The organism is Luteimonas sp. MJ250 (genome assembly GCF_039548455.1).
Lineage (GTDB): Bacteria > Pseudomonadota > Gammaproteobacteria > Xanthomonadales > Xanthomonadaceae > Luteimonas.
Genome location: NZ_JBCLVB010000014.1, coordinates 43,346 through 66,643, shown reverse-complemented (window position 1 = coordinate 66,643; position 23,298 = coordinate 43,346). Strand labels below are relative to the sequence as shown.

The window sequence follows — 23,298 nt, the reverse complement described above, 5'->3', positions numbered from 1 at the left end:
GGACTGCAACCCGGAAATCCGGGCCCGAGGCTGTCCGTGGTTCGTGCCGGGGATGCGATTGCCGCCTATCCCAACCGCGGCGACCTGGTCGGATACGATCACGTGCGCCTGCCCGAGCGCAGGGGCGCGCACACGTTCTACCCCGCGCGGGTGAGCGAGGCGCATGCGCTGGAGGCGATCGGCGGCACGCTGTTCCTGACCGGCCCCGACGGGAGCCGGGTAGCGCTGCAGTACGAGCGCCACGTCGAGCATCCCAGTGGTGACTGGAGCTGGATCGGCCGCGATCGGAACGGTATCGACGCCATCCTGACCTTTGGCGAACAGGCCGTGTTCGGCGTGGTCCCCTACGGCGAGGGCGACACCCTGCGCCTGACCACCAGCGCCGGCCAGACCTGGTTGGCAACGACCGATCGCAATGTGCTGTCGCCGCTTCAGAAGCGCATCCGCGCGGGGATCACGGGGCCGGACTTCAGCATTCCGTCGCCTGTGGACGACGAGGACGCCGTGACCGCGGCATCGCTGGTGTCGGCGGCTTCGGCCTCCGTGCGGGCGGCTGGCACCGAAGGCGCGCCGGCGCAGGCGGCGATCGGCGGCACCACCATCGACGTGCTGCTCGGCTATACGCCGGGCTTTGTTTCCATGCTCGGCGGCGTGTCGCAGGGGCAGACCCGACTCAACCACATCATCACCGTGGGCAACCAGGCATTTGCCAACAGCAACGTGGCGGTCAACCTGCGCTTGGTCGGGTCGCTCCAGGTCAACTACACCGATTCGGGCACCAACAAGACCGCCATCGAGCAGCTCACCGGCAGTGATGGCGGGTCCAATGTGACCGTCCCCGCGTCGCTGCAGCCGCTGCGCGCTGCGCGCGAGACCTACGGTGCCGATCTGGTATCGCTTGTCCGTCGTTTCCGCGACGGCGACCACGAAGGCTGCGGAATCGCGTGGCTGGTCGGCGGCAACCAGACCGCTATCACGCCGGTCTACGAGAAGTTCGGCTATTCGGTGATCAGCGATTCCAACGGCATGCAGGCACCGGACAACGGCCACTATTGCCGCGACGAAACCCTGGTCCACGAGCTTGGCCACAACATGGGTTCGCAGCACGACAAGGAAGCGGCAGAGGACGACAAGGGCGAGATCGGATACGGACGCTATCCGTACTCCTTCGGCCTCAAGACCACGGCAGCGAACGGCGATTTCTACACCGTGATGTCCTACGGCGATGCCGGGCAGACTGCGTATCGCATCTTCTCCAACCCACAGTCGACTTTCTGCGGCGGCCGCGCATGCGGCGTTGCCAACGAGGCCGACAACGCACGCAGCCTGCGGGCCACGACGCCGCTGATCGCTGCGTTCCGGAACGCGGTGGTTTCGGGCGGATACGTGCACAACGACATCAATGGCGACGGCAAGTCCGATCTGCTGTTCCACAATGCCGCCACGCGGCAGTTCAGCTACCGCATCATGAACGGCACGAGCGTGGTGCGCACGGCGCTGATCTCCGGCGTCGGCCCGGGTTACTACGTGGCAGCCACCGGGGACTTCAACGGCGACGGCCTGGCCGACATCGTCTGGACAAGTCCGGCGCGCGACCTGTACATGTGGACCGGAAACGGCAACACGTTCGCATCGGTGAAGTTCGGCACGTATCCGGCGGGCTGGTCGGTGGTGGGTGCCGCCGATGTCGATGGCGACGGCAGAAGCGACGTGCTGTTCCACAACCCCGCGACGCGACAGTTCAGCTACCGCGTCATGAACGGCACGAGCGTGACGCGTTCGGGTTTGATCTCCGGCGTCGGCCCCGGTTATTACGTGGCGGCTGCGGGAGATTTCAATGGCGACGGGCTTGCCGACATCGTCTGGACGAGTCCGGCGAAGGACCTGTTCATGTGGACCGGGAATGGCAACACGTTCACCTCGGCGAGGTTCGGCACCTATCCGGCTGGCTGGGCGGTGGTTGGCCCCGGTGATGTCGACGGCGATGGCCGCTCGGACCTGCTGTTCCACAATCCGACGACCCGCCAGTTCAGCTATCGGATCATGAACGGCAGGAGCGTGGTACGCACCGGACTGATCTCGGGCGTCGGCCCCGGCTACTGGGTCGGCGCCACGGGTGATTTCGGCGGTGACGGAAAGGAGGACCCGGTGTGGACCAGCACCTTGGGCGATCTCTTCATGTGGACCGGCAATGGCAACGGATTCAACTCCGTCCGCTTCGGCACCTATCCATCCGGTTGGCGCCCCCTGCGCTGAGGGATCCGTCGCGGCACGGTTACGCAGTGGACCGACGGCGCCTTCGGGGCGCCGTCAGTCCTTCGTGGCAACAATGATCAGGTTGAGCGAAGGCGACAGGTCCTTGCCGATGCTGATCACGGATTCGTCGAAATCGAACTCCAGGGCTTGGGTCGGCTTGGCGCCGCGGTCGCGCACCGCGTGCACCGCATTGAGCATCGCGACCCGTGCCCGGTCGGGAATGAAGGGCAGGGTGAACGGGAGCGCCAGCCATCTCAGGCGATTGCAGCGTCGCAGCTCGATGTCGATGACGTCGCGACGTCCGCTCATGTGCAGCGTTTCGACCGAAGGAAAATAACGCTCCACCCTTCTGCGGAGGCCGGCGGAGTCATATTCCTTCAGGTGCCAGCGGTTCCACGGCTTCTGCAGCGGGAGCAGCCGGGTGCTGCGGTCGGGCGTGACCAGGACAAGCCTGCCACCGGGGGTGAGCACGCGCCTGATCTCCGACAGGTAGCCGCTGGTGTCCTGCACGTGTTCAAACACCTGGAATGACAGCACGGTGTCGAACGAGGCGTCGGCGAAGGGCAGCGGGCGGGTGGGGTCGATGCGGTCGAACCGGAGGTTGTCGGCCTGGTGCTGCGAGCGGGCGTAGTCGACGGCATCCTGGGCAACGTCAACCGCAGTGACATGCGCGGCGTTGCGCGCGATCCTTGCCGCGCCGTATCCGCTGCCGCAGCCATAGTCGAGGACGCGCTTGCCGGCCGTGTACTGTTCGGCGAAATCGTAGGTCGCGATGTGGAGCAGGTAGATCACATAGTCCTCGGGCGAGGACTTGTAGTGCTCCAGGATCATCCGCTCGCCGGTAGGTTCGAGGTTCATGGTGTCGAAGGTCGTGGGATGGGGGCCGGGCAGGGCGCCAGGCTGCGGAGATTACCGCAGATGTCCGTCGCCCGCAGGAGGGTCAAGCGTTGCGGCCTGGCTGGCCGCCTGCTTGCTCCGGAGGGCCCGGGTGCGCGGCATCATGGACAGCCCGGCGACGAAGCAGAGCAGGTCGCCCAGGGTGGTCGCTATCCGCAGCATGAGGATCAGCAGCGTGGCGTTCGCCGTGCCCAGGCCGTGTGCGAGCAGCAGCAGCAGCAGTCCCTCGCGGACACCCAGGCCGGCGGGCGCGCCCGGAGTCACGAAGCCGACCGCCCAGGCCAGGGTGAATGCAGCTACCAGAAGTGCGTAGTCGACGGGCTCCCCGGGGAACAGGCCATGGCTGAGCGCCGCCAGCCCGCCCCCGGTCAGCAGCATCGCGATCGCGTACAGCCCCAGGACCTCGAACATCGTCGCCATCGGCAACGGACGTGGCGGTGTGCCGGATCCGCCGCGACGCTTGACTACGAGCCCGGTGAACCACGGGAGCAGGCGCGACAGCAGCGGCAATGCGGCAAGCCCGAGCACGGCGATCGCCACGGCGATGACGATTGCGGAATCACTGTCGCCCAGCCGCAGGAGCACGCCCAGGCCCGGGCCAGAGAGGGCGCCGCTGGCCAGTGCGATGAACAGGTGGGCGAGCAGCAGCAGCGCCACTTCGTAGGCCATGCTGGCGACCAGGACCGCAAGCGGGATTCCCAATGCGATCGAAAGGCCGATGCGGCCGACATGATGCCCGACATTGCCCGGCAGGTACTTGCCGACCTGCGTGGCGGAGACGATGGCCACCAGAGGGAAAAGCCTTTCCCGGTGGCCGAGCGCCGCGAGGATCCGCTGCCACGCGAAGGCGCTCAGCGGCATGACCAGGGTGTACAGCAGGGTGGCGACGCCGAGCGCGGCGAAGCTCCGTGGATTGAGGTGCTCGCGCAGGCTTGCGAAGTCCAGCGTCCGCAACACGAAGCCGATGAAGACCGCGCTGCCGGCGATGGCCAGCAGCGAACCCAGCCAGCGCACCCAGCGACTCATGGCTTTGCCCCCTGCAAGATGCCCAGCAGCTGCCGGCCGATCGCCACCGGCGTTGTGCGCTGGCCCAGTCCGGCGCGGCGCGGATCGGGCCGCGGCGGGTTGCGGTGCCAGCCAAGCACGGCGGCGGCAAGCGCATCGGCGTCTCCGGCCGGGACCAGCGCGATGTCACTGCCACCGTTCCCGACCAGCTCGCGAACGGCATTGGAATCGCGTGTGATCAGCGGCCGGCCGGTGGCCAGGATCTGGAACACCTTGTTGGGAATCACGCTCGCGGCCTTGTCCGAGGTACCGAAGATGCCGAGGCAGGCATCGGCCGAGAGGATCTCGCGGCGGAGCTGCGCGTACTCGATCCAGTCCACCCAGCGCAGCGCGGGCAATGGGTCTGCGTTGAGCATTGCGCGCACCTGCGGTGCTTCCTGGCCCCGGCCCACGATCGTCCACTGCACTGGCTCTTCGCGCAGGATTCGCGCGGCCTCGATGATCGTCGGGATGCCGTGGAGCGGAATGAACTGTCCGTAGAACAGGACGCGGGTCGGTCCGCCGGGAGCGGCATGATCCGCGGGAGCGGGGTCGGCTGACTCGAGGAACCCGCGCTCCACGCCCACCCAGACGTGGCCGCAGGCTCCCGGCGCCAGCCCGAACAACTGTTCCATGCGCCGCGCATGCGTCGCGGTATCCATGAACGGCGCGTCCGCCAGCCGTACCGCCACCCATTCCGCCGCGTACACCAGCCACGCCAGGGGATGGCGTGGACCGACCAGCCGCCGGTCCAGCACGATGGTGTCGTAGGCGGACAGGAACCAGTCCATGGCCACGCGCGCGCCGCGCATCCATGCCAGCAGCCGGATCACGAAGATGTCGGGGATCGACGGATATCCGAGCAGGACCCAGTCGTGCGCCGGTGCCCGCAGGTAGGCCCATGCCAGCCTGGGATAGGCAATCGCGATCCGCGCCAGCAATCCAAGCCAGCGGCCGATGCCTTTGACCTGGCTCTTGTCCTCGATCCCGCGCCACGGATCGGCGCGGATTTCGATCACCTCGACGCCCTGCGCGCGCAGGCCGTCGATCAGTATCCGCACGCGCGGCTTGCCCGTGTCGCAGGTGCCCCACAGCACCACCCGGCCGATGCCGGGACTGGCATGCGGGGCTTCGCTCAAAGTGCGGCTTCCAGCTCCGGCAGCACCTGGAACAGGTCGCCGACCAGCCCGATGTCGGCGATCTCGAAGATCGCGGCATCCGCATCCTTGTTGATCGCGACGATCGTGCCCGCGTCCTTGATCCCGGTGAGGTGCTGGATCGCGCCACTGATGCCGATCGCGACATACAGCTCGGGCGCGATGATCTTGCCGGTCTGCCCGACCTGCATCTCGTTGGGGCAGTAGCCGGCGTCGACCGCGGCGCGCGACGCGCCCACGGCGGCGCCCAGCTTGTCGGCGAACTTGTAGATGACGTCGAAGTTCTCCGCCGAGCCCACGCCGCGACCGCCCGAGACCACGCGCCTGGCGGCCTGCAGGTCCGGACGATCGGAGCTGCCCGCGGCCAGGCCCACGAAGCGGCTGTGCGTCGGTAGCGCAGCCTCGACGCTCGCGGCCTGGACCGCGGCGCTGCCGCCCTTGCCGGCTTCCTTCCAGGAGGCCGTGCGCACCGTGGCAACCACGGTCTGGTCGGCGGGTGCCTCGACGGTGACGATGGCGTTGCCGGCGTAAATCGGGCGCTTGAAGCTGTGCTCGCCCTCGACCGACATCAGGTCCGACACCTGCGGCACGCCCAGCAGCGCGGCCACGCAGGGCATCAGGTCCTTGCCGAAGGTGGAGCTGGGACCGAAAACGTGGCTGTAGCCCTCGGCCAGCTTCGCAATCTGCGGCGCCAGCACCTGGGCGATGGCGTTGGCGTTGGCATCATTGGCGACGGTGAGCACGCGGCTGACGCCGGCGATCTGCGCGGCCTCGGCGGCCACCGCGGCGGGGTCGGCGGCGAGCACCACGATGTCGATGGCTTCCGGCGAGAGCGCCTGCGCGGCGGACACGCACTTGGCGGTGGAACCGTTGAGCTTGCCGTCCTGGTGTTCGGCAACGATGAGAACCTTGGCCATCAGAGCAACCCCTTGTCCTTGAGTGCGGCAACGAGCTCGGCCGCATCCTTCACCATCACGCCCTTGCTGCGCTTCGCGGGCGCGGCGTGGTGCGTGGTCTTCAGCCCCTGGCCTTCTTCGACGCCAAGCTCGGCCCAAGCGATCGACTCCATCGGCTTGGATTTGGCCTTCATGATGTCGGGCAGCTTGATGAAGCGCGGCTCGTTCAGGCGCAGGTCGGTGGTGATGACCGCCGGCAGGTCGACTTCCAGCGTTTCCAGACCGGCGTCGACCTCGCGGGTGACCGTGGCCTTGCCGTCGGCGACCTCGAGCTTGGAGGCGAACGTCGCCTGCGGGCGGCCCCAGAGGGTGGCCAGCATCTGGCCGGTCTGGTTGGCGTCGTCGTCGATCGCCTGCTTGCCGAGGATCACGATGTCCGGCGATTCCTTCTCGACCAGCTTCAGCAGGGCGCGCGCGGCCGCCAGCGGCTGCACGTCCTGGCCTGCCTCGGTCACGACGTGGATGGCGCGGTTGGCGCCCATGGCCAGGCCGTTGCGCAGGTGGGCCTGGGCGTCGGCAGGAGCAATCGTGGCGACCACGACCTCGGTGGCGATGCCCTTGTCGCGCAGGCGCAGGGCCTCTTCCAGGGCGATTTCATCGAAGGGATTGGCCGACAGCTTGACGCCGTCGGTGACCACGCCGGAGCCGTCCGGCTTGACCTGGATGCGGACGTTGTAGTCCACCACTCGCTTGTAGCCGACGAGGATCTTCATCGTTGCGGTGAGTCCTTGGGGGAGAAAGGGCGGAACCCCGTGATTTTAGCCGGCGGCGGACGCGTGTGCGAATGCGGCGGCGGGGGCGCTCAACCGCGGGCGGCGCGGGGGCCCATCACGCGGCGCCCGAGCAGGAAGGTGACCGGGACGCTGGCCGCTACCGACAGCAGCGGTGCCACGCGCGGATCAATGCCAAGCGGGCCGATGGCGAGTTCCAGCACGCCCGCGCCGACGGCCCAGCCGGCCAGGCAGACCAGCGGCCACGCCGCAAAGCTGCGCCAGCTGCGCTGGGCGCGAAACGCATAGCGGCTGTGCAGCAGGTAGCCGAAGCAGACGCCGAAGACGAAGCTGGCCGCATAGGCGCCCTGCGGCGGCAGCCACGGCAGAAACAGCCAGTACACCACCAGGCAGGAGAACGTATTGACCGCGCCGACGGCCACGAACCGCAGCAGGACGGCGGAGCCGCCGTTGCCACGCAGCGCGGAAAGCATGCCGTTCATGCCCGGCGGGCCGCGACCAGCGCCAGGAACTCGTCGTAGTCGCGGATGTAGTCGGCGGCGTCATAGGCCTGGGAAGCAAACACCAGCAGCACGGCGTCGGGCGAGTACTGGAACTGCGTGCCCCAGGTCATCGGCGGCAGGTGCAGGCCGCTGTCGGGCGAATCAAGCAGAAATTCGCGACGGTGGTGGCCGTCGTCGGCCAGCACCCGCACCGAGCCGTGCGTGCAGACCAGGAACTGGTGGCATTCGCGGTGTGCGTGCTCACCCCGCGTTTCGCGCGATGGCACGCCGAACACCAGGAAATAGCGCTGCGGCGCGAAGGGCAGGTCGACGTTGAACTCGCCCACCGACAGCGAACCACGCAGGTCGATGAAGCGCGGCATGCGGTGCAGGCGCGCGCCGCCGTCGCCGTACTGGACGCCGGGGCCGGCATTCCCGGGCGAGGCCTGATGCCCACCCGCGTCGCGGGAGTCGGCTCTGGAGTCCGTGGCCGCCGCGGTGCCGGCATCGACTACCTGCGCATCGATACGGCCGCCGTCGACATCGGTGACATAGCCCACGATGCGCGCCGGGTTGCCAACCACGATCGCGTTCGCCGGCACCGAACGCGTGATCACCGCGCCGGCGCCGATCATTGCTCCGCGGCCGATGCGCAGGCCCGGGAGCAGGGTGGCATTGGCGCCGATCGACGCGCCATCCTCGACCACTGTCTCGCTGTAGCGCTCCGGGCGCTTGCGGCTGCGCGGGAACGGGTCGTTGCTGAAGGTGGCGTTGGGGCCGACGAAGACGTCGTCGCCAAGGCGCACGCCGTCCCAGAGCTGCACGCCGCACTTGATGGTGCTGCGGTCGCCAACGATCACGTCGCCCTCGATGAACACGCCGTCGCAGACGTTGCAGTCGCGCCCGATGCGCGCGCCCGGGAGCACGTGGGCAAAGGCCCATATCCGGGTGCCGGCGCCGATGTCATCGCTTTCGCACAGTGCGTTGGGATGTACGAAATGGTCCATCAATCATCGTCCTCGAATGTTTCCTCGGAGTGCACCAGGGCCAGCGGACGTGCCTTGGTGTTTTCGAACGTGCGCCAGGCGTAGCTGCCGACCACGCCGAGCCCCAGGGTGTTGATGGCGCCGAAGAACAGGATGGTGAACACCGTTGCCGCATAGCCGGGCACGGTGACCCATCCGGAAACGCGGGCTATCAGCACCACCACCGCCAGCAGCACGGCCGTGACCAGGGCCAGGGCGCCGGTCATAAACAGGATCCGGACCGGCAGGTCGCTGAAGGCGAACACGCTGTCGGAGAAATAGCGGAGCTTCTTGCGCAGGGTCCAGGCGCTGCGGCCGTGCTCGCGGCGCAGGCGCGAGTACGGCAGGAACACGCGGCGGCCACCGAGCCAGAACAGCTGTGCCAAAAGGCTCGTGTTCGACTCCTGCAGCGTCAGCAGACGGTCACGGAAATCAGAGGTCACGGCGAAGATGTCGACGCCGCCGCGGGGGATGTCGGGCATGACCAGGCGGCGGTAGAGGGACCAGAACAGGGTCGACATGAGCCGGGAAGCCGCCGGGTCCTCGCGGCCGTCGCGAATGCCGAACCCGACATCCGCCTGGCCGTCGCGCAGCGCTTCCAGGAAGCAGGACGCAAGCTCCGGCGGTTCCTGGAGGTCGGCGGCCATCACCGCGATGACGCGTCCGCGCGCGCGCTCAAGGCCAACGCGGATCGCCGGGAACGCGCCGAAATTGCGCGTCAGCTCGACCAGCTGTGCGTTGAAACCGGCGCCGGGAAGCGCTTCGCGCAACAGGGCGTGGCTGTCGTCCGGGCTTCCATCGACCACGAATACCGCTTCGAAGCCGCCGTCCACCTCGCGCGCCAGCCCGGCCAGCGCCTGCAGCAGTCGCGGGATCGAGCGGGCGTTGCCGTACACCGGCACGACCACGCTCAGCGCCGGGATCAGAAGCGGTTGCATGCGTCGATCACCCTTTCGACCTCGCGATCGGTCAGTTCGGGAAAGCAGGGCAGGGACAGTGCCGTGCGCGCGTGGCGCTCGGTGACCGGCAGCGACAGCTTGGCATGTCGTGCGCCGAAGCAGGGTTGCCGGTGGTCCGGCAGGGGGTAGTGCACGTCGCTGGCGATGCCGGCCGCCGCGAGATGTGCACGGAGCCGGTCGCGAGCTTCGCAGTACACGACGTAGAGGTGTGCGACATGCTCCTCGCCAGCCGGCCCGGGCACCGTGATCCCCTGATTGCGGATGCCATTCGAGTACCGGTTGGCGATCTCGCGCCGGCGCAGGTTCCAGCCGTCCAGCAGCGGCAGCTTTTCCGAAAGCACCCGCGCCTGCAGTTCGTCGAGGCGACTGTTGCGGCCGCCGCTGGCGGCGTTGACGTACTTGCGCTCCCAGCCGTACTGCCGCAGCGCGCGCACGCGCGACGCGACCGCGGGGTCGCGGCTGGTCACCGCACCGGCATCGCCGAGGGCGCCGAGGTTCTTGGTGGGGTAGAAGCTGAAGGCCGCTGCATTGCCGAATGCGCCTGCCCGGCGGCCGTCGCGCGCGCGCGCGCCGTGGGCCTGCGCGCAATCCTCGACCAGGGCGATGCCGCGTGCATTGCAGGTCGCCATGACCGGGTCCATCTGCGCAAGGCGACCGTAAAGATGCGTGACCACGACCGCGCGCACCGGGTGGCTTCCGTCGCAGGCGCGTTCGAGTGCGGCCGGGTCCAGCGTCGCGTCTTCGCCGACATCGACGAACACCGGCTCCGCCCCGCAGGCCAGGGCGGCAGTGGCCGCATACATCGCGGCGTTGGCCGCCATCGCCACGCGGTCGCCCTGGCCGACACCCGTCGCCTTCAAGGCCAGCTCCAGCGCATCGCTGCCGTTGGCCACGCCAACGCAGTGCGCGGTGCCACAGTACTCCGCGAACGCGGTTTCGAATGCTTCCACACCGGCACCGAGTACATAGTGGCCGCTGTCCAGGACCGACTCCATCGCGGCAAGAAGCCTGGCGCGCAGCGGTGCGACATGGCGGGCCAGCGAGTTGAGCGGTACGGGTTCGACTTGCATGCGTCATGCCGGAACGGTGATCCCACATTCTGCCAGAACCCCATTGGATGCCCCCGGGGCCAGCACGGCCAGGGTCACGACCAGGTTGCAAGCTATGATCCGCCGGGGCCGGCCGACGGCGAGGACACGATGCGACAGGGGAAGGTGGACATCGGCACGCATGCCGCGCAGGGCCTGCACGCGGGCTGGCTGCTGCTGGTGCTGGCCGCGGCGTACTTGGCGTTCGCATTCGGACTGACGCCCAACAGCCCGTTCCCCTACTACCCCGACGACTTCTCCTTCTTGGCCGGCTCGCTTGCCGACATGGGCTGGAACTGGAAGCGCCCGGTGTCGACCAACATCATTTTCCTGGCGGCGGCCTGCGGCCAGGTGGCGAGCTACGTGATCCTTGCCGCGTCCACCGTGATGGTCGCGTGGCTGGTGCTGCTGCTCCTGCGCGAGGTGTTCGGCGTCGGCATCGGCATGCTGCCGGCAGCGGTGTGCGGCGTGGTGCTGTTCAGCCATGCCGGCGCCTTCGAGCACGGCAAGTACCTCGGGCTGATGACCAACCTCGTGTCGCACGGCTTCGGTCTGGCCAGCCTGTTGCTGCTGTGGCGCGGCTGGCGTGGCGGCAGGCTGTGGCCCTGCCTGCTCGCCGCGCTGGCCTATCTGGCCAGTGCGTTCGCCAAGGAGGACTTCCTGCTGCCTCCGCTGCTGCTGCTGGTCCTGCTGTGGACGCTGGATCGCGACGCGGGCGACGCGGGCAACGCGGGCGAGGCGGGCAACGTGCGACGGGGCCGCCTGGCAGTGCGCGCGCGGTTGGTGCTGTCGCTGCTGTTCGTCGCGATCACCTGCGGCTCGATGGCCTGGAGCGCATACGATCGCAATCCCTTCGTCGCCGGGCTGTTCTCGCCGGACACCAGCAGCGCGTCGTACGCGGTGGAGCTGGCTCCGGCGGCGCTGCTGGGTGCGCTGCGCAAGCTGTTCATCGGTTACACCGGTGTGGCCACGCTGCTGTCGGCCGCTGCGTGCGCGGCGCTGTGCCTCGTCCCGGCCCTGAGGCTGCGGGTGCTCTGGTTCGCCGCTACCGTGCTGGCGCTGGCGCTGCCGTACGCGCTGATTCCAAACAACATGCCCGGGTATCGCGCCTATGCGTGGCTGCCGTGGATGGCGGCGATGCTTGCGGTCGCGCTGGGGTATTGGCAGTGGTCGCGGGCCGGCAGACGCCGGCATGGCCGTGCCGTGCCCTTCGTGGCCGCGCTCCTGGTCGCGCTGCTGGCGGCATGGGCCCACCACGATGCACGCCTTTCGCTTGCCCAGCGCTATGCGGCGGGCGAATCCGTCAACAGGCGCATGCTCGAACTGCTCGAATCGGTTCGTGCGGAGCTCGGGGATGCGGCGCTTGTCGGGCTGCATGGCTTCGAAGGGCCTTCGCCCTGGTGCGGCAATGGCACCCTGTTCCTGCACCGCAAGCGCGGCTTCGACCAGCGCTGGGTGGTGTTCGCGCCGGGGCCCACGCCCTGCTACCAGAATCCTGTCGAGGGTGGCAGGGCGCGCCACGACCTGCGGCTTTCGGTTGCGCCGCCTCTGCAGGCCTGTGCGATGGAAGGACTGCCCGTGCTCGCGTTTGAGCCCGACGGCAACGGCCGGCTGGTGACCGCGCGCGAGATCTGCGCGGCGGCGCGCGGGCCAGGCGCCGCGCGCTAGTCCGCCGGCACGCGGCCGGCGCCTCCCAGCAGCCGCGCAGGGCGCTCGATGCGCACTGAATGAAGACCGGCGCCGGGTATGGCGATCGCGGACTGGTAGCCGTTGACGCGAAACATCGCCACCGGCCGGCCGTCGAGGGTGGCGTGCCAGCGGGCGGCGGGGTCCTCGTTGAGGATCAACAGGCCCTGGCCCGGGACCTGGACCGTCGCCTCCACCAGCGTGCGGTCGTTCCGGCTGATCGTGACTTCGCCGTCCCGTCGTCCGTTGCCGGCATGTGCATCCGCGTCGAATCCAGCGGGCAGGTCGCCGGCACGGACCATCGCGCGCAGTGGTGACGCGCTGCCCAGGCGCCGTAGCTCCGCGATCGGCGAGTCCACAACCTCGACGCCCGAGGACAGGAAAAACAGCCGCGGCAGTGCCTGCGGATCGGTACGCAGCACCAGGCCCGGGCGCAGCAATTCATCGCCCGGCCGCGCACCATCTTCCGGCCAGAGCGACCAGCGGACGCCGAACAGCGCCGACACGGCGGGATTGGCCTGTGAAAGCAGCTGGTATTTGGTGTATTCCGCGGGGCCGATGCCACCGTGGATCGAACGGAAGCCATGCACGGTCCAGGCATGCGTGAGCAGGTGGGCGTTCTCGACGCCGGAGCCCAGGAGGAAGCGGTATTGGTCCAGTCCGCCAAGCCGCGACGCGAGGGCTGCGGCATCGGCATGCGCTTGGACGCGGTCGGGATGGAACAGCATCGCGTCGTGGTACGCGAACGCGATGTTGTGCCGGAATGGTGCCCAGACGGTGGCGAAGAACAGCAGCGAGCAGGCGAACACGAACGGGACCTGGCCGCCACGGCGGCCACGCATGCACCAGGCCAGCGCGCCGAACGCCAGCAGCAGGGCCACCAAGGCGCCGAGCCGGTAGGCCGTGCCGGAGGCCACGATGGCTGCCCCCGCGGCCGCCAGGGCCAGCGCCGCGAGCCAGGCCCAGCCGTCGCGTGCGGGCGCGGGCGGGGCGCGCTCGCGCAGGGACTGCAGGCCCAGTGCCGCCACCGGCAGCAGCAGCACTACGGCCAGGCAGGACCACCAGATGAGTTCTCGCACCAGGTTGGCCAGCGGCAGCGTCGCTAGCAGTGGCGCCAGCGGCGCGAAGCAGGATGCCACCGCAAACAGGCCGCAGACGAGCATCGCGCGTGCGCAGCGGATGGCGGGCGTTGCCGGCAGGTGGCGAGCGAACACGCACAGCGCCGCCACCATCACCGCGGCGCCGAGATAGGCATTGCCGATGCCGCGCCGGTACTCGAACGACAGCAGCAGGTTGGCGTCGGAGGGGGCCAGCGCGTGGTGCCGCAGCGCGGCCACGGGTACCGGCTGGTGGCCGATGACGTGGCCCCCGGCCTCGCCCAGCCAGCGGATGGAGCGACCGTGGAAGGCCAGGATTTCGGACAGGTAGGGCCAGCTGGCGGCGAACACGACCGCCGCCGCCGCCGCGATCCAGGCGCTGGTCGCGGCCAGCGCGCGCAGCGCCCTGGCGTCGCGCGCGGCTGCCGCCTGTGCGCCCACCAGCACCCATGTCCAGCCCGAGGCCCAGGCCGCGAGCACCAGGTTCTGCGCCGGATGCGCGTACACCAGCAGGATGGCGGCCAGCGCCAGCAGCAGCGCCACCGGTGCCTGCCGGCGCCAGCCCGATCCCCGGTACAGGCGGACCTGCGCCGCCAGCAGCCAGGGGACCCACGCCATGCCGGCGATGATGTGGGGCCAGCCGGCGGCGGCGCGCACCGCCGGGAACCAGGGGATCGCCAGCGCCACCACCACGGCCGGCACCGGGCGAACGCCCAGCGCCCGGGCCAGCGCGTACGTACCTGCGCCAAGCAGCGCGAGGTGCAGCATGATGATGAAGTTGAGCCGGTCGAGGGTCGCCTCCGGCGAGGCATCCGCGCCCGCCCAGTTGAAGTACAGCGGGTAGAGCATGTGGTAGTTCGGGTTCGACCAGTTCGACTCGCCGGCACGCACACGCTCGGTATACATCGCCGCGAGCAGGCCTTCCTCCTCGATGGCGTGGCTGGCTTCGTTGAAGAACGCCAGCAGCATGTCGGCCTGGTCGGGGCCGCGGGCAAGCGTCTGGCCGGCGTAGTGCACGCGCGCGATCGCGAACACCGCCAGCGCGACCAGCGCCAGGACCAGGATTTCGCGCAGCCAAGCGCGCTTGCGGGTCGATGGGGCAACCCCGGGCGGCGCCATCACCACGGGTCAGCCCAGCATGCGCAGGGCGCGGTCGGCGGCTTCCAGCACGCGGTCCATGTGTGGATCCAGGCCGATCCACATTGGCAACCGGAAGAGCCGCGCGGCGATGTCGTCGGTGACTTCGAGCCCGCCGTGCGCCCGGCCGAGGCGCGCGCCCGCGGGAGACGAGTGCAGCGGTACGTAGTGGAACACCGAGAGCACGCCGACGGCGCGCAGCGACTCCAGGATCCGGCCGCGCGCCGCGGCGTCGGGCGCCAGCAGGTAGTACATGTGCGCGTTGTGCTCGCAGTGCTCGGGCACCACGGGGCGGCGTACGCGCCCGGCGCGCTCGTGCGAATCGGCCCAGTCGTGGTAGCGCCGCCACAGCGCGAGGCGGCCATCGGTGAGCTCGCGGGCGTGGTCGAGCTGGGCGGCAAGGAAGGCGGCGGTGACCTCGCCGGGAAGATAGGACGAACCGAGGCCGCACCAGGTGTATTTGTCGACTTCGCCACGGCGGAACCGGCCGCGGTTGGTGCCCTTCTCGCGGATGATCTCGGCGCGCGCGGCCAGCGCCGGGTCGTTGACGAGAAGCGCGCCGCCCTCGCCGCACATCACGTTCTTGGTTTCGTGGAAGCTGAAGGTACCGAGCGCCCCCAGGCTTCCCAGCGGCCGGCCGCGATAGCGCGACATCAGCGCCTGGGCTGCATCCTCCACCACCAGCAGGCCGTGGCGCGCGGCGATGTCGAGGATGGCGTCCATCTCGCAGGCCACTCCGGCGTAGTGCACCACGCAGATCGCGCGCGTGCGCGCCGTCACCGCGGCTTCGACCAGGGTTTCATCGAGGTTGAGCGTGTCTTCGCGCACGTCGACGAATACCGGCGTCGCGCCACGGAGCGCGAAGGCGTTGGCGGTGGAGACGAAGGTGTAGGACGGCATGATCACTTCGTCGCCCGGACCGACATCGGCCAGCAGCGCGGACATCTCCAGCGCGGCCGTGCAGGAATGGGTCAGCAGCGCCCGTGCCGCGCCGGTCTCGCGCTCCAGCCACGCGTGGCAGCGACGGGTGAAGGCGCCATCGCCGGACAGGTGGCCGGCGGAGTGCGCCGCGGCGATGTTGGCGAGCTCGTCGCCGGTCATGCAGGGGCGGTTGAACGGGATCATCGGGGTCCTCCGCGGCGTGCGACCACCACCCGGCTGCCGCCCGCCGGGAAGCGCAGACCGATGGCATGAAGGGCTTCTTCTGCGCGCATCACGCACTCGAAGGCGGCATCCAGCGGGCGCGGCAGGGCGAGTTCGGCCAATGCATCGTGCTCCGCGTCCGCGCGCTGCGGGCGCAGCCGGGAAAGCGCCATCAGCGGAAGCAGCAGCGCGGTGAAGCTGCTGCTCCACGCGGGTTCGAAGCCGGTCTCGCGCAGCTTGCCCTCGAGTTCGCCGCGGGCGTAACGACGCACGTGGTGCGCGGCATCGTCCTGCCTGCTCCACAGCCACGGGTGCTGCGGAACGCTGAGGACCACGATGCCGCCGGGCCGAAGCGCCTGGCGCAGGCTGCGCAGCGCAAGCAGGTCGTCGTCGATGTGTTCGAGAACGTCGTAGGCGCCGATGGCATCGAAGGCCGCGGTGAAGGGCAGGGCGCGGGCATCCAGGCGCAGCAGCCCGGCCCGCGGCACGCGCTGGCCCGCGAACTGCAGGCTGCCGGGAAGGTACTCGCTGCCCGTGACCTGCCATCCCGGGAAGCGGGCGGCCACCGCCGAGAGCACGAAGCCGGTGCCGCAGCCCACCTCCAGGTAGTCGCGCACGCTGCCACCGTGGCGGTCCAGCAGCCGCAGCAGCAGGCGGTTGCGCGCCCGGAACCAGAAGTTGCCGGCCTCAAGCGCGGCCAGCCTGGGAAAGTACGCGGTATCGAAACCACCGCCGCGTGTGCTCATCCTGCCGCGCACCAGGCCTGGGAGAACGCACAGGCGCGACCATGCTCGTCGTGCAGCCAAGCGTTCGCCCGCACGGTGCCCTCGGTCGACGGCCAGCCTGCGCGCACGGTGAGCACATGGCCGCTTGCGGGACTGATGCCTGCCAACTGCAGGGTCGACTGCGAAACCGGCACCAGCGCTGCGCCTGCGGCCTGCGACGCGAGCGCCGCGAACTCCGCCCCGGACAGCTGTCCGTCCGTAGCCGTGGCCGCCGCGCCCGGCGCATAGCGCCGCGTGGCCACGGGTCGAGCCGCGGCGCCAAGCATGGCGTTGACGTGCAGCGTGTCGAAGGCGGCATACAGGTGGAAGCCCTCGCGACCCCACACCTTCTGCACCGCGAAGTTGTCGACCTTGGTGGACATGCGCATCTCGCGGAAACCAAGCCGCTGGTAGTGGGCCTGCGTGTGGCGGATCAGGTCGGAGAACAGGCCGCCGCCGGATTCAGAGCCCAGGACCCCATAGATGCTGCCGTTCGCGATACCGGCCTGCGGGTCCGCCTCGCAGCTGGCGAATGCGATGGCGCGGCCGTCGCGACGCGCGATCCAGGTGCTGGTGCGTCCGTCGCTGCGGTGGCGCATCGCCCACTCGCGATAGCCGGCCAGCGCGAGCGGGCGCGCGAACAGCGGATTGGCGAGGTAGTGGCTGGCATAGTCGCGAAAGCTGTCCTCGACCAGGATGCCCAGGGTTTCGTCGTCATCCTCGGAGGCGAGCGAAATCGTGACGTCGCGGTTCATCACCGGCCGTGGCATGCAGCCGGTGAGGTCGAGCGTGTAATAGACCAGCACGCCGGCATCGATGACGTCGAAGCCGTGCGCCACCAGCGCGCGGACAGGGGCGGAAGTGCCCACCGGCAGGCGGTAGATGGCAACGTCGGCGGTGCTGTCGAGCAGTTCGGCAAGCGGGGCGCCGTCGAGCCGCGCGGCACGCCAGACCTCCAGGCCGAAGCGCGCGCTGTCGAGCGCCGAACGCGCGAGCGTGGACTGCTCAAGCATCGCCGGGCTGCGGCGGGTTGAGCTCGCGCTCCACCACGAACGCGGGGCGACGCTTGCCGTCCTTGAACACCTGGCCCACGTACATGCCCACCACGCCCACGCAGAACATCAGGATGCCGCACAGCAGCCAGATCGACGCGATGATGCTGGTGTAGCCGGCGACGCCGGTGCGGCCGCTGGCCCAGAAGTAGACTGCTGCCAGCACCACGCCGAACGCGAACAGCGACACCGCCATGCCCGCCTTCACCACAAGGCGCAGCGGCTTGTCCGAATGCGAGAGCGCCACGCCCAGGGCAAGTCGCGCGGCCTTGCGCAGGCTGTAGGCACTGCGCCCGTGCCCGCGTGCGGCATGGGCGACGGGAACCGATTCCGAAGGCAGGCCGGTCCAGCGCACCATCAGCGGAAAGCAGCGGTCGCTCTCGGGCATGGACAGCAGCAGCTCGACCACGCGGCGCGAATACACGCCGAAATTGGCCACGCGGTGGTCCTGGGGGACGCCGGTCAGCCACGCGAGGACACGGTAGAAGCACCATGAGCTGAGGCGTTTGCCGATTCCGTCGCGTCGCGCGCTGCGCTGGGCATGGATGACGTCGGTGCCGGCGCGCGCGCGCGCCAGCAGCGCCGGGATCTCCTCGGGCTGGTCCTGCAGGTCGCAGTCCATGACCACCACATGCGCGCCGCGCGCATGTTCAAGGCCGGCATAGATCGCGGCGTGCTGGCCGAAGTTGCGCGACAGGCGCAGGCCGCGCACTTCGGGATGCAGGCGTGCGAGTTCATCGATCCGCTGCCATGCATCGTCCGGACTGCCGTCGTCGACCAGCAGGATCTCGAGATGCTCGGATGCGGCAAACGCGCGCTTGCTGCGTTCCACCAGTTCCTCCAGGCAGCCTGCGCAACCGTAGACGGGTGAGACGATGCTGAGCGTCGGCTGGCGGAAGGGTTCGGGCATGCCTGCAATAGTGCCGCAACGCGGGAGCCTTGGACATGCCCGGGTCGTGGCGCGCCGCTATACTCCCGGGCCGAAGGACGCATGACGCGAAAATCATGGCGCCGAGTCCAGCTCCCGTTTCCCGGCCAGGCCGGATCCTGTGCGCGCTGCCCTGGATGCTCGCACTGGCGATGCTTGTAAACGCGTTCGCGTTCGCCGGCCGGATGGCGAACCCGCTGGTGTATTCGGACAACTGGACCTTCATCGACACCTTCCTGCGCGTGGCGCTGGAAGAGGGCGCGGGCTTCGGCGATTTCCTGGTCAAGCGCGCCGGCGTCGACCATGCCCAACCCCTCAACAAGCTGTTGATGCTGGCCAATGCGCGCTGGTTCGGCCTGGATTTCCGGCTCGAGTCCTGGTTCGGCCTGGCCTGCGCGGCAGGCGGCTGGCTGCTGCTGTGCGCGATCGTGCTCCGGGACCGGCGCCAGGCCGCGACGCATGCCATGGGTCCTTGCGCCGCAGCGCTGCTGCTGGCCGCCATCGTCGCCGTCCAGGTGTCGCCGGCCACGGCGGATGTCTACGTCTACCCCATGGTCACCATGGCGCACGCTTTCTATCTGCTGTGCTTCGCGACGCTCGCGGCCGCGTGGCTTGCCTACCGCGACCGCACCGCCTGGCCGATGCTGCTGGCGGCGGCGGCCGCAGGCATCGTCGGCGACGACTCGGCGGTGCTGCTGGTCGCGGCGGTCGCGCCGGCGCTGCTTTTCGCGGGTGCGCGGGAAGGGCGCATGCGCGACGCGATACGGGTCGTCGTCCTCATGGCGCTGGTGCTGCTTGTGTGCCGCGGCATCTACATGGCATTCGGCGAAATCAGGGGCACCACCAATCCTGACTTCAACGTCGGCCTGGCCGAGCGCGTGACAGGCCTGGCCGCGCAATGGCGGGATGCCTGGCAGTGGCTGGTGACTCCGCTCACCATGGGCCTGGTGCCTGCGGCAACGCTGCGCACGGCGTTCGGCGACGGATGGGAGGCGGCGCGCATCGCGCTGGCGGTGCTGGTGGCCATCGCACACGGCTGGTTCTGGTGGCGGGCGCTACGCCTGCGCCCCGGCGCCACCTGGTTCGTCGCGGTGGCGCTGATGCTGCTGTTCTACGCCATGGTTGCCGGAATACTCTACGGCCGGGTGTTCGTGCGCGGCGCGGAATTCCTGGAGCAGGGACGCTACGCGGTTTTCTACCAGCTCGGCATCGTGGCGCTGCTGCTGATGGCGCTGGCGCCCGGCGCCCTGCGCAGCGTGCGCGGTGCCGCGGTCGCCGCCTGCGTGGCGCTGCTGTTGCTCGCGGCCCAGGCGGCGCTGGCGGTCCATGCCTGGGAGCGACTGCCCGGATATCGCGCGGCCTATGTGGTGATGGCGCGCGACATGGCGGCGGTGGCCCGCGATCCCCGCACGCCGCCGGATCCATGCGCGGTCGGCATTGATATCTGCGTTCGCCCCGAGGCGACGCGCATCGCGCTGATGGCGATGCTGGTGGAGCATCGCCTGAACCTGTTTTCGCCGCGGTTCCGCGCCAGCCACCCGGACCTGGCCGAGGCCGCCGGCCCGCGCCAGGCAGAGCCAGCGCGCTGAGCTCAGAGGTTCTGGTAGTTCGGCCCCGAGCCACCCTCCGGCGTCACCCAGGTGATGATCTCGTAGGGATCCTTGATGTCGCAGGTCTTGCAGTGCACGCAGTTGGCGGCGTTGATCTGCAGCCGCTTGCCGGTGCCCGCGGGGCCGTCGGGATCGTCCACGATCTCGTACACGCCGGCCGGGCAGAAGCGAGTGCAGGGATTCCCGTACTCCACCGTGCATCGGGTCACGCAGACTTCGGTGTCGTGCACCAGCAGGTGCACCGGCTGGTCCTCGTCGTGCTCGGTGGCGGCGAAGTAGACGCCGGCCAGGCGGTCGCGCGGTGCCAGTTCGCGCTGTCCCCAGTCGCGTTCGGGCTGCACGCGGGTGCCGAGCTTGTCGAGCGATGACCAGTCCGGGGTGACCTTGAGCGTCCACGGCGTATGGCCACCGACGGCGGTCTCCAGCGCGGCGTTGGCGAGCCCGAACCAGAGCCCTTTCTTGAAGCCGGGCTTGATGTTGCGCACCGCGCGCAGCTCGCGCACGGCGTCGGAGTCGCGCAGCCTGGCGTCATAACCTTCCGGCGCCAGCTCGCCTGCGGCCAGGTGTTCGGCGGCCAGCATGCCGCTGCGGATCGCCTGGTGGGTGCCCTTGATCTTGGGCACGTTGAGGAGTCCTGCGGTGTCGCCGATCAGCAATGCGCCCGGCATCTCGACCTTCGGCAGCGACTGCCAGCCTCCGGTGACGATGGCGCGCGCGCCGGCGGAGAGGATATTGCCGCCCTCGAGCAGCGGCTTCACCGTGGGATGGTTCTTCCATTGCTGGAAGGCTTCCCATGGCTTGAAATCGGGGTCGCTGTAGTCGAGGCCGCTGACGTAGCCCAGCGCGACCTGGTCGTTGTCCAGGTGGTACAGGAAGCTGCCGCCGTAGGTCTTGCTGTCGGCAGGCCAACCGAGCGAATGCACGATCTTCCCCGGCGTCGCACGCCCGGCGGGCAGCTGCCAGAGCTCCTTGATGCCGATCGAATAGACCTGCGGATCGCTGTCGGCATCGAGCCTGAAGCGCTTCACCAGGCGCTTGGTCAGGTGGCCGCGTGCGCCCTCGGCAAGCACGGTGACCTTGGCGTGGATGTCGATGCCGGCGGTATAGCCGGGCTTCTCCGAGCCGTCGCGGGCGACGCCCATGTCGCCGATGCGGACGCCGATCACCGTGCCATCGTCGGCATGCAGGGTTTGCGCTGCGGCAAAGCCCGGGTAGATCTCCACGCCCAGGGCTTCCGCCTGCGGCGCGAGCCAGGCGCACATGGCCCCCAGGCTGACGATGAAGTTGCCGTGGTTGCGCATGCCCGGTGGCACGATCGGGAACCTGCGGCCACCATCCTTGGTCAGGTACCAGAGCTCGTCATCGGTGGCCGGAATGCAGACCGGTGGCGGGTTGTCGCGCCAGCCGGGGAGCAGTGCGTCCAGCGGGCCGGGCTCGATCACCGCGCCCGACAGGATGTGGGCGCCGATGGTGCTCGACTTCTCGATCACGCAGACCGAGATGTCCGGGTTGACCTGCTTGAGCCGGATCGCGAAGGCCAGGCCAGCGGGGCCGGCGCCGACGGTGACGACGTCGTACTCCATGACGTCGCGCTCGGGCTCGCGCACCTCGACGGTGGCGTTGGGATCTGCTTGCGGATTCATGCGGGCGGCCCGTGTGGTGATGCACGGATTGTCGCGGCTGTGCGCGCAGGCGGCAAACCCGGGCCTGTAGCTGCTCCTACCGGGGGAGCTGGTTTGCGTGGGCTTCGCCGGCTTCCAGGGTCCAGGCGGCGACGTCGCGGCCCAGGGCCTCCAGTGCGCGGGTGTAGGCTTCGGCCACGCTGGCCACGTCGGTGGCGGCGGCGGGCTCGGCAATGGTGAAGGTACGGGCTGCGGTGATGCCCTGCGCGCGCGCATGCAGCAGCTTTGCGTGCAGTTCGATGGTCGCGCTGGGAACGGCGCGGCCGGCATAGTCGGCCTCGAAGCGGCGCAGGTCCAGCAGCAGCCGGTAGTCGGGGGCGATGCCGCTGCCGCGGCGTGCGACGCCGGGGGCGTGCCCGGAATCTTCCAGCGTGCGCAGGATCACTTCCTCGACCATGTCCGAAGGCGCGCGCGCCCAGCTGGCGCCGCCGTACACCTGGAGCTCGCCCGGCGTGGGCCGCACCGCGATGCGGAAGGTGTCGACGGTGCGCGCCGCCGTTGGCGGATTGATTGAAAGCTGCCAGTCCACGCGTGGCCACGACGGGTCGGCCGCGACCCGCGGGTCGGGCGCGAAGATCGCGCCGCGTTCGCGCTCGCCGCCGCCGAGGATGGAGCAGGCGCCCAGTGCCAGCGCCGCGGCAACGATGGCGCCGCGGGCAAGGAGGGTGGTCGGCTTCATTCGGGTTCGAACTCCTTCGGTGCGTCGCGGCCAAGCAGGTAGCGCGCGGGGTTGGAATCGAAGCGGTCGCTGATCCGGCGCAGGTCGCGCACCAGCGAGCGCAGCTCGCCGAGCGTGGGTCCGAGCTGGGCCAGGCCGTCGTTGGCAAAGCTGTTGATGGCGTTGCGGTTCTCGCCCAGGATCGCGTCGGCGCTGCCGGCGGCGGAGTCGATCCGCGCCAGCGTGGACTCCAGGCGCGTGACCATCCCCGGCAGCTTCTGCACCAGCTCGCGGTCGATGCCGTTCATGGCGCGATTGGAGGTTTCCACCGCCTCGACAAGCTTCTCGCTGGCCACGCGGGTGTTGGTGATCAGCGCGGCCAGGTCTTCGCGCTGGCCGGCGACCGCGCCGGTCATGCCTTCGATGTGCTCGAGCGTGTTGGCGATGCGCTCCACGTTCTCCTCGCTCAGCACCTGGTCCAGGCGCGCCACCAGGCGGTTGGCGGTGTCGGCGATGTTCTGCAGCGCCGAGGCCTCGGTCAGGATCACCGGGACGTCATCCTTGTCCTGCGGCAACAGCCGCGGTGCTTCCGGGCTGCCGCCGGTGAGCTGGATGAAGGGCGCGCTGGTGAGCCCGGCGATCGACATCTTGGCGCGCGTGTCGACCTTCACCGGAACCTCGGCATTGACCCGGATCCGCGCCACCACGCGGCGGGGATCCTGCGGCGCCAGCGAAAGCGAGTCCACCGTGCCCACCGCGATGCCGTTGTACTGCACCGTGCCGCCTTCGGTCAGGCCCGTGACCGGCTCGTCGAACACGACGTGGTAGGCCTGCCAGTTGCGGTCGCTGGAATATTTCGCCGCCCACAGCCCGAACAGCAGCATGGCCACCGCCACCGCCAGGGTGAAGGCGCCGATGAGGACGTAGTTGGCCTTGGTTTCCATCG

General features: G+C 69.4%; 20 protein-coding genes. 3 read left to right on the top strand and 17 right to left on the bottom strand.

The genetic code is table 11. From position 1 onward, the window contains the following. Positions 1–36: 36 nt before the first annotated feature. Positions 37–2,256 (top strand): reprolysin-like metallopeptidase, encoded by a 2,220-nt coding sequence (locus tag WCE37_RS11460; RefSeq protein ID WP_343279491.1) that lies wholly within the window; start codon positions 37–39, stop codon positions 2,254–2,256. 54 nt (positions 2,257–2,310) lie between these two features. Here the strand turns inward: WCE37_RS11460 and WCE37_RS11455 are convergent, their stop codons facing one another. From WCE37_RS11455 to WCE37_RS11415, 9 genes are all read right to left on the bottom strand, one after another. Further along, positions 2,311–3,114 (bottom strand): class I SAM-dependent methyltransferase, encoded by an 804-nt coding sequence (locus WCE37_RS11455; protein WP_343279490.1) that lies wholly within the window; start codon positions 3,112–3,114, stop codon positions 2,311–2,313. A 51-nt stretch (positions 3,115–3,165) separates the two neighbouring features. Further along, positions 3,166–4,179 (bottom strand): lysylphosphatidylglycerol synthase domain-containing protein, encoded by a 1,014-nt coding sequence (locus tag WCE37_RS11450; protein ID WP_343279489.1) that lies wholly within the window; start codon positions 4,177–4,179, stop codon positions 3,166–3,168. Beyond that, a complete protein-coding gene (locus WCE37_RS11445; protein WP_343279488.1) occupies positions 4,176–5,336 on the bottom strand; it encodes a glycosyltransferase in 1,161 nt (386 codons plus the stop codon). The genes WCE37_RS11450 and WCE37_RS11445 overlap by 4 nt, the downstream gene beginning before the upstream one ends. Beyond that, positions 5,333–6,271, bottom strand: coding sequence for an electron transfer flavoprotein subunit alpha/FixB family protein (locus WCE37_RS11440; protein ID WP_343279487.1), 939 nt, complete (start codon positions 6,269–6,271; stop codon positions 5,333–5,335). Before WCE37_RS11440 ends, WCE37_RS11445 begins: the two co-directional genes overlap by 4 nt. Then, positions 6,271–7,023 (bottom strand): electron transfer flavoprotein subunit beta/FixA family protein, encoded by a 753-nt coding sequence (locus tag WCE37_RS11435; protein WP_343279486.1) that lies wholly within the window; start codon positions 7,021–7,023, stop codon positions 6,271–6,273. Before WCE37_RS11435 ends, WCE37_RS11440 begins: the two co-directional genes overlap by 1 nt. 89 nt (positions 7,024–7,112) lie before the next feature. Next, positions 7,113–7,523: a GtrA family protein gene (locus WCE37_RS11430; RefSeq protein WP_343279485.1), complete on the bottom strand. Its 411-nt coding sequence runs from the start codon at positions 7,521–7,523 to the stop codon at positions 7,113–7,115. Next, positions 7,520–8,530 carry a WxcM-like domain-containing protein gene (locus tag WCE37_RS11425; protein ID WP_343279484.1) on the bottom strand — a complete coding sequence of 337 codons (1,011 nt, stop codon included), beginning with the start codon at positions 8,528–8,530 and terminating at the stop codon, positions 7,520–7,522. Before WCE37_RS11425 ends, WCE37_RS11430 begins: the two co-directional genes overlap by 4 nt. Further along, the gene (locus WCE37_RS11420) at positions 8,530–9,486 is read right to left on the bottom strand and encodes a glycosyltransferase family 2 protein (RefSeq protein WP_343279483.1); all 957 of its coding nucleotides are present in this window, start codon (positions 9,484–9,486) and stop codon (positions 8,530–8,532) included. The genes WCE37_RS11425 and WCE37_RS11420 overlap by 1 nt, the downstream gene beginning before the upstream one ends. Further along, positions 9,471–10,577, bottom strand: a complete 1,107-nt coding sequence (locus WCE37_RS11415) for a DegT/DnrJ/EryC1/StrS family aminotransferase (RefSeq protein ID WP_343279482.1) — start codon at positions 10,575–10,577, stop codon at positions 9,471–9,473. Before WCE37_RS11415 ends, WCE37_RS11420 begins: the two co-directional genes overlap by 16 nt. Positions 10,578–10,706: 129 nt before the next feature. On the opposite strand from WCE37_RS11415, the gene WCE37_RS11410 reads away from it, so the two are divergent. After that, positions 10,707–12,263 carry a hypothetical protein gene (locus WCE37_RS11410; RefSeq protein ID WP_343279481.1) on the top strand — a complete coding sequence of 519 codons (1,557 nt, stop codon included), beginning with the start codon at positions 10,707–10,709 and terminating at the stop codon, positions 12,261–12,263. On the opposite strand, the gene WCE37_RS11405 is transcribed toward WCE37_RS11410, so the two are convergent. The 5 genes from WCE37_RS11405 to WCE37_RS11385 are packed head-to-tail and all read right to left on the bottom strand — an operon-like array spanning position 12,260 to position 18,384. Beyond that, a complete protein-coding gene (locus WCE37_RS11405; RefSeq protein WP_343279480.1) occupies positions 12,260–14,497 on the bottom strand; it encodes a hypothetical protein in 2,238 nt (745 codons plus the stop codon). The two genes, WCE37_RS11410 and WCE37_RS11405, sit on opposite strands and share 4 nt — an antisense overlap. 9 nt (positions 14,498–14,506) lie before the next feature. Further along, complete coding sequence (gene rffA / locus WCE37_RS11400; protein ID WP_343279479.1) at positions 14,507–15,640, bottom strand: dTDP-4-amino-4,6-dideoxygalactose transaminase; 1,134 nt, start codon at positions 15,638–15,640, stop codon at positions 14,507–14,509. Further along, complete coding sequence (locus WCE37_RS11395) at positions 15,637–16,404, bottom strand: class I SAM-dependent methyltransferase (protein ID WP_343279478.1); 768 nt, start codon at positions 16,402–16,404, stop codon at positions 15,637–15,639. The genes rffA and WCE37_RS11395 overlap by 4 nt, the downstream gene beginning before the upstream one ends. Further along, positions 16,401–17,435: a GNAT family N-acetyltransferase gene (locus WCE37_RS11390; protein ID WP_343279477.1), complete on the bottom strand. Its 1,035-nt coding sequence runs from the start codon at positions 17,433–17,435 to the stop codon at positions 16,401–16,403. The genes WCE37_RS11395 and WCE37_RS11390 overlap by 4 nt, the downstream gene beginning before the upstream one ends. After that, positions 17,428–18,384: a glycosyltransferase family 2 protein gene (locus WCE37_RS11385; protein WP_343279476.1), complete on the bottom strand. Its 957-nt coding sequence runs from the start codon at positions 18,382–18,384 to the stop codon at positions 17,428–17,430. Before WCE37_RS11385 ends, WCE37_RS11390 begins: the two co-directional genes overlap by 8 nt. Positions 18,385–18,479: 95 nt before the next feature. Between WCE37_RS11385 and WCE37_RS11380 the strand changes: the two genes are divergently transcribed. Then, complete coding sequence (locus WCE37_RS11380; protein WP_343279475.1) at positions 18,480–19,991, top strand: hypothetical protein; 1,512 nt, start codon at positions 18,480–18,482, stop codon at positions 19,989–19,991. A 2-nt stretch (positions 19,992–19,993) separates the two neighbouring features. On the opposite strand, the gene WCE37_RS11375 is transcribed toward WCE37_RS11380, so the two are convergent. The 3 genes from WCE37_RS11375 to WCE37_RS11365 all read right to left on the bottom strand — a co-directional run bounded on the left by WCE37_RS11375 (position 19,994) and on the right by WCE37_RS11365 (position 23,296). After that, a complete protein-coding gene (locus WCE37_RS11375) occupies positions 19,994–21,655 on the bottom strand; it encodes an electron transfer flavoprotein-ubiquinone oxidoreductase (RefSeq protein WP_343279474.1) in 1,662 nt (553 codons plus the stop codon). Positions 21,656–21,731: 76 nt separating this feature from the next. Then, entirely contained in the window at positions 21,732–22,373 is a 642-nt protein-coding gene (locus WCE37_RS11370) for an ABC-type transport auxiliary lipoprotein family protein (RefSeq protein ID WP_343279473.1), read from the bottom strand. Next, complete coding sequence (locus tag WCE37_RS11365; RefSeq protein ID WP_343279472.1) at positions 22,370–23,296, bottom strand: MlaD family protein; 927 nt, start codon at positions 23,294–23,296, stop codon at positions 22,370–22,372. Before WCE37_RS11365 ends, WCE37_RS11370 begins: the two co-directional genes overlap by 4 nt. Positions 23,297–23,298: the final 2 nt, after the last annotated feature.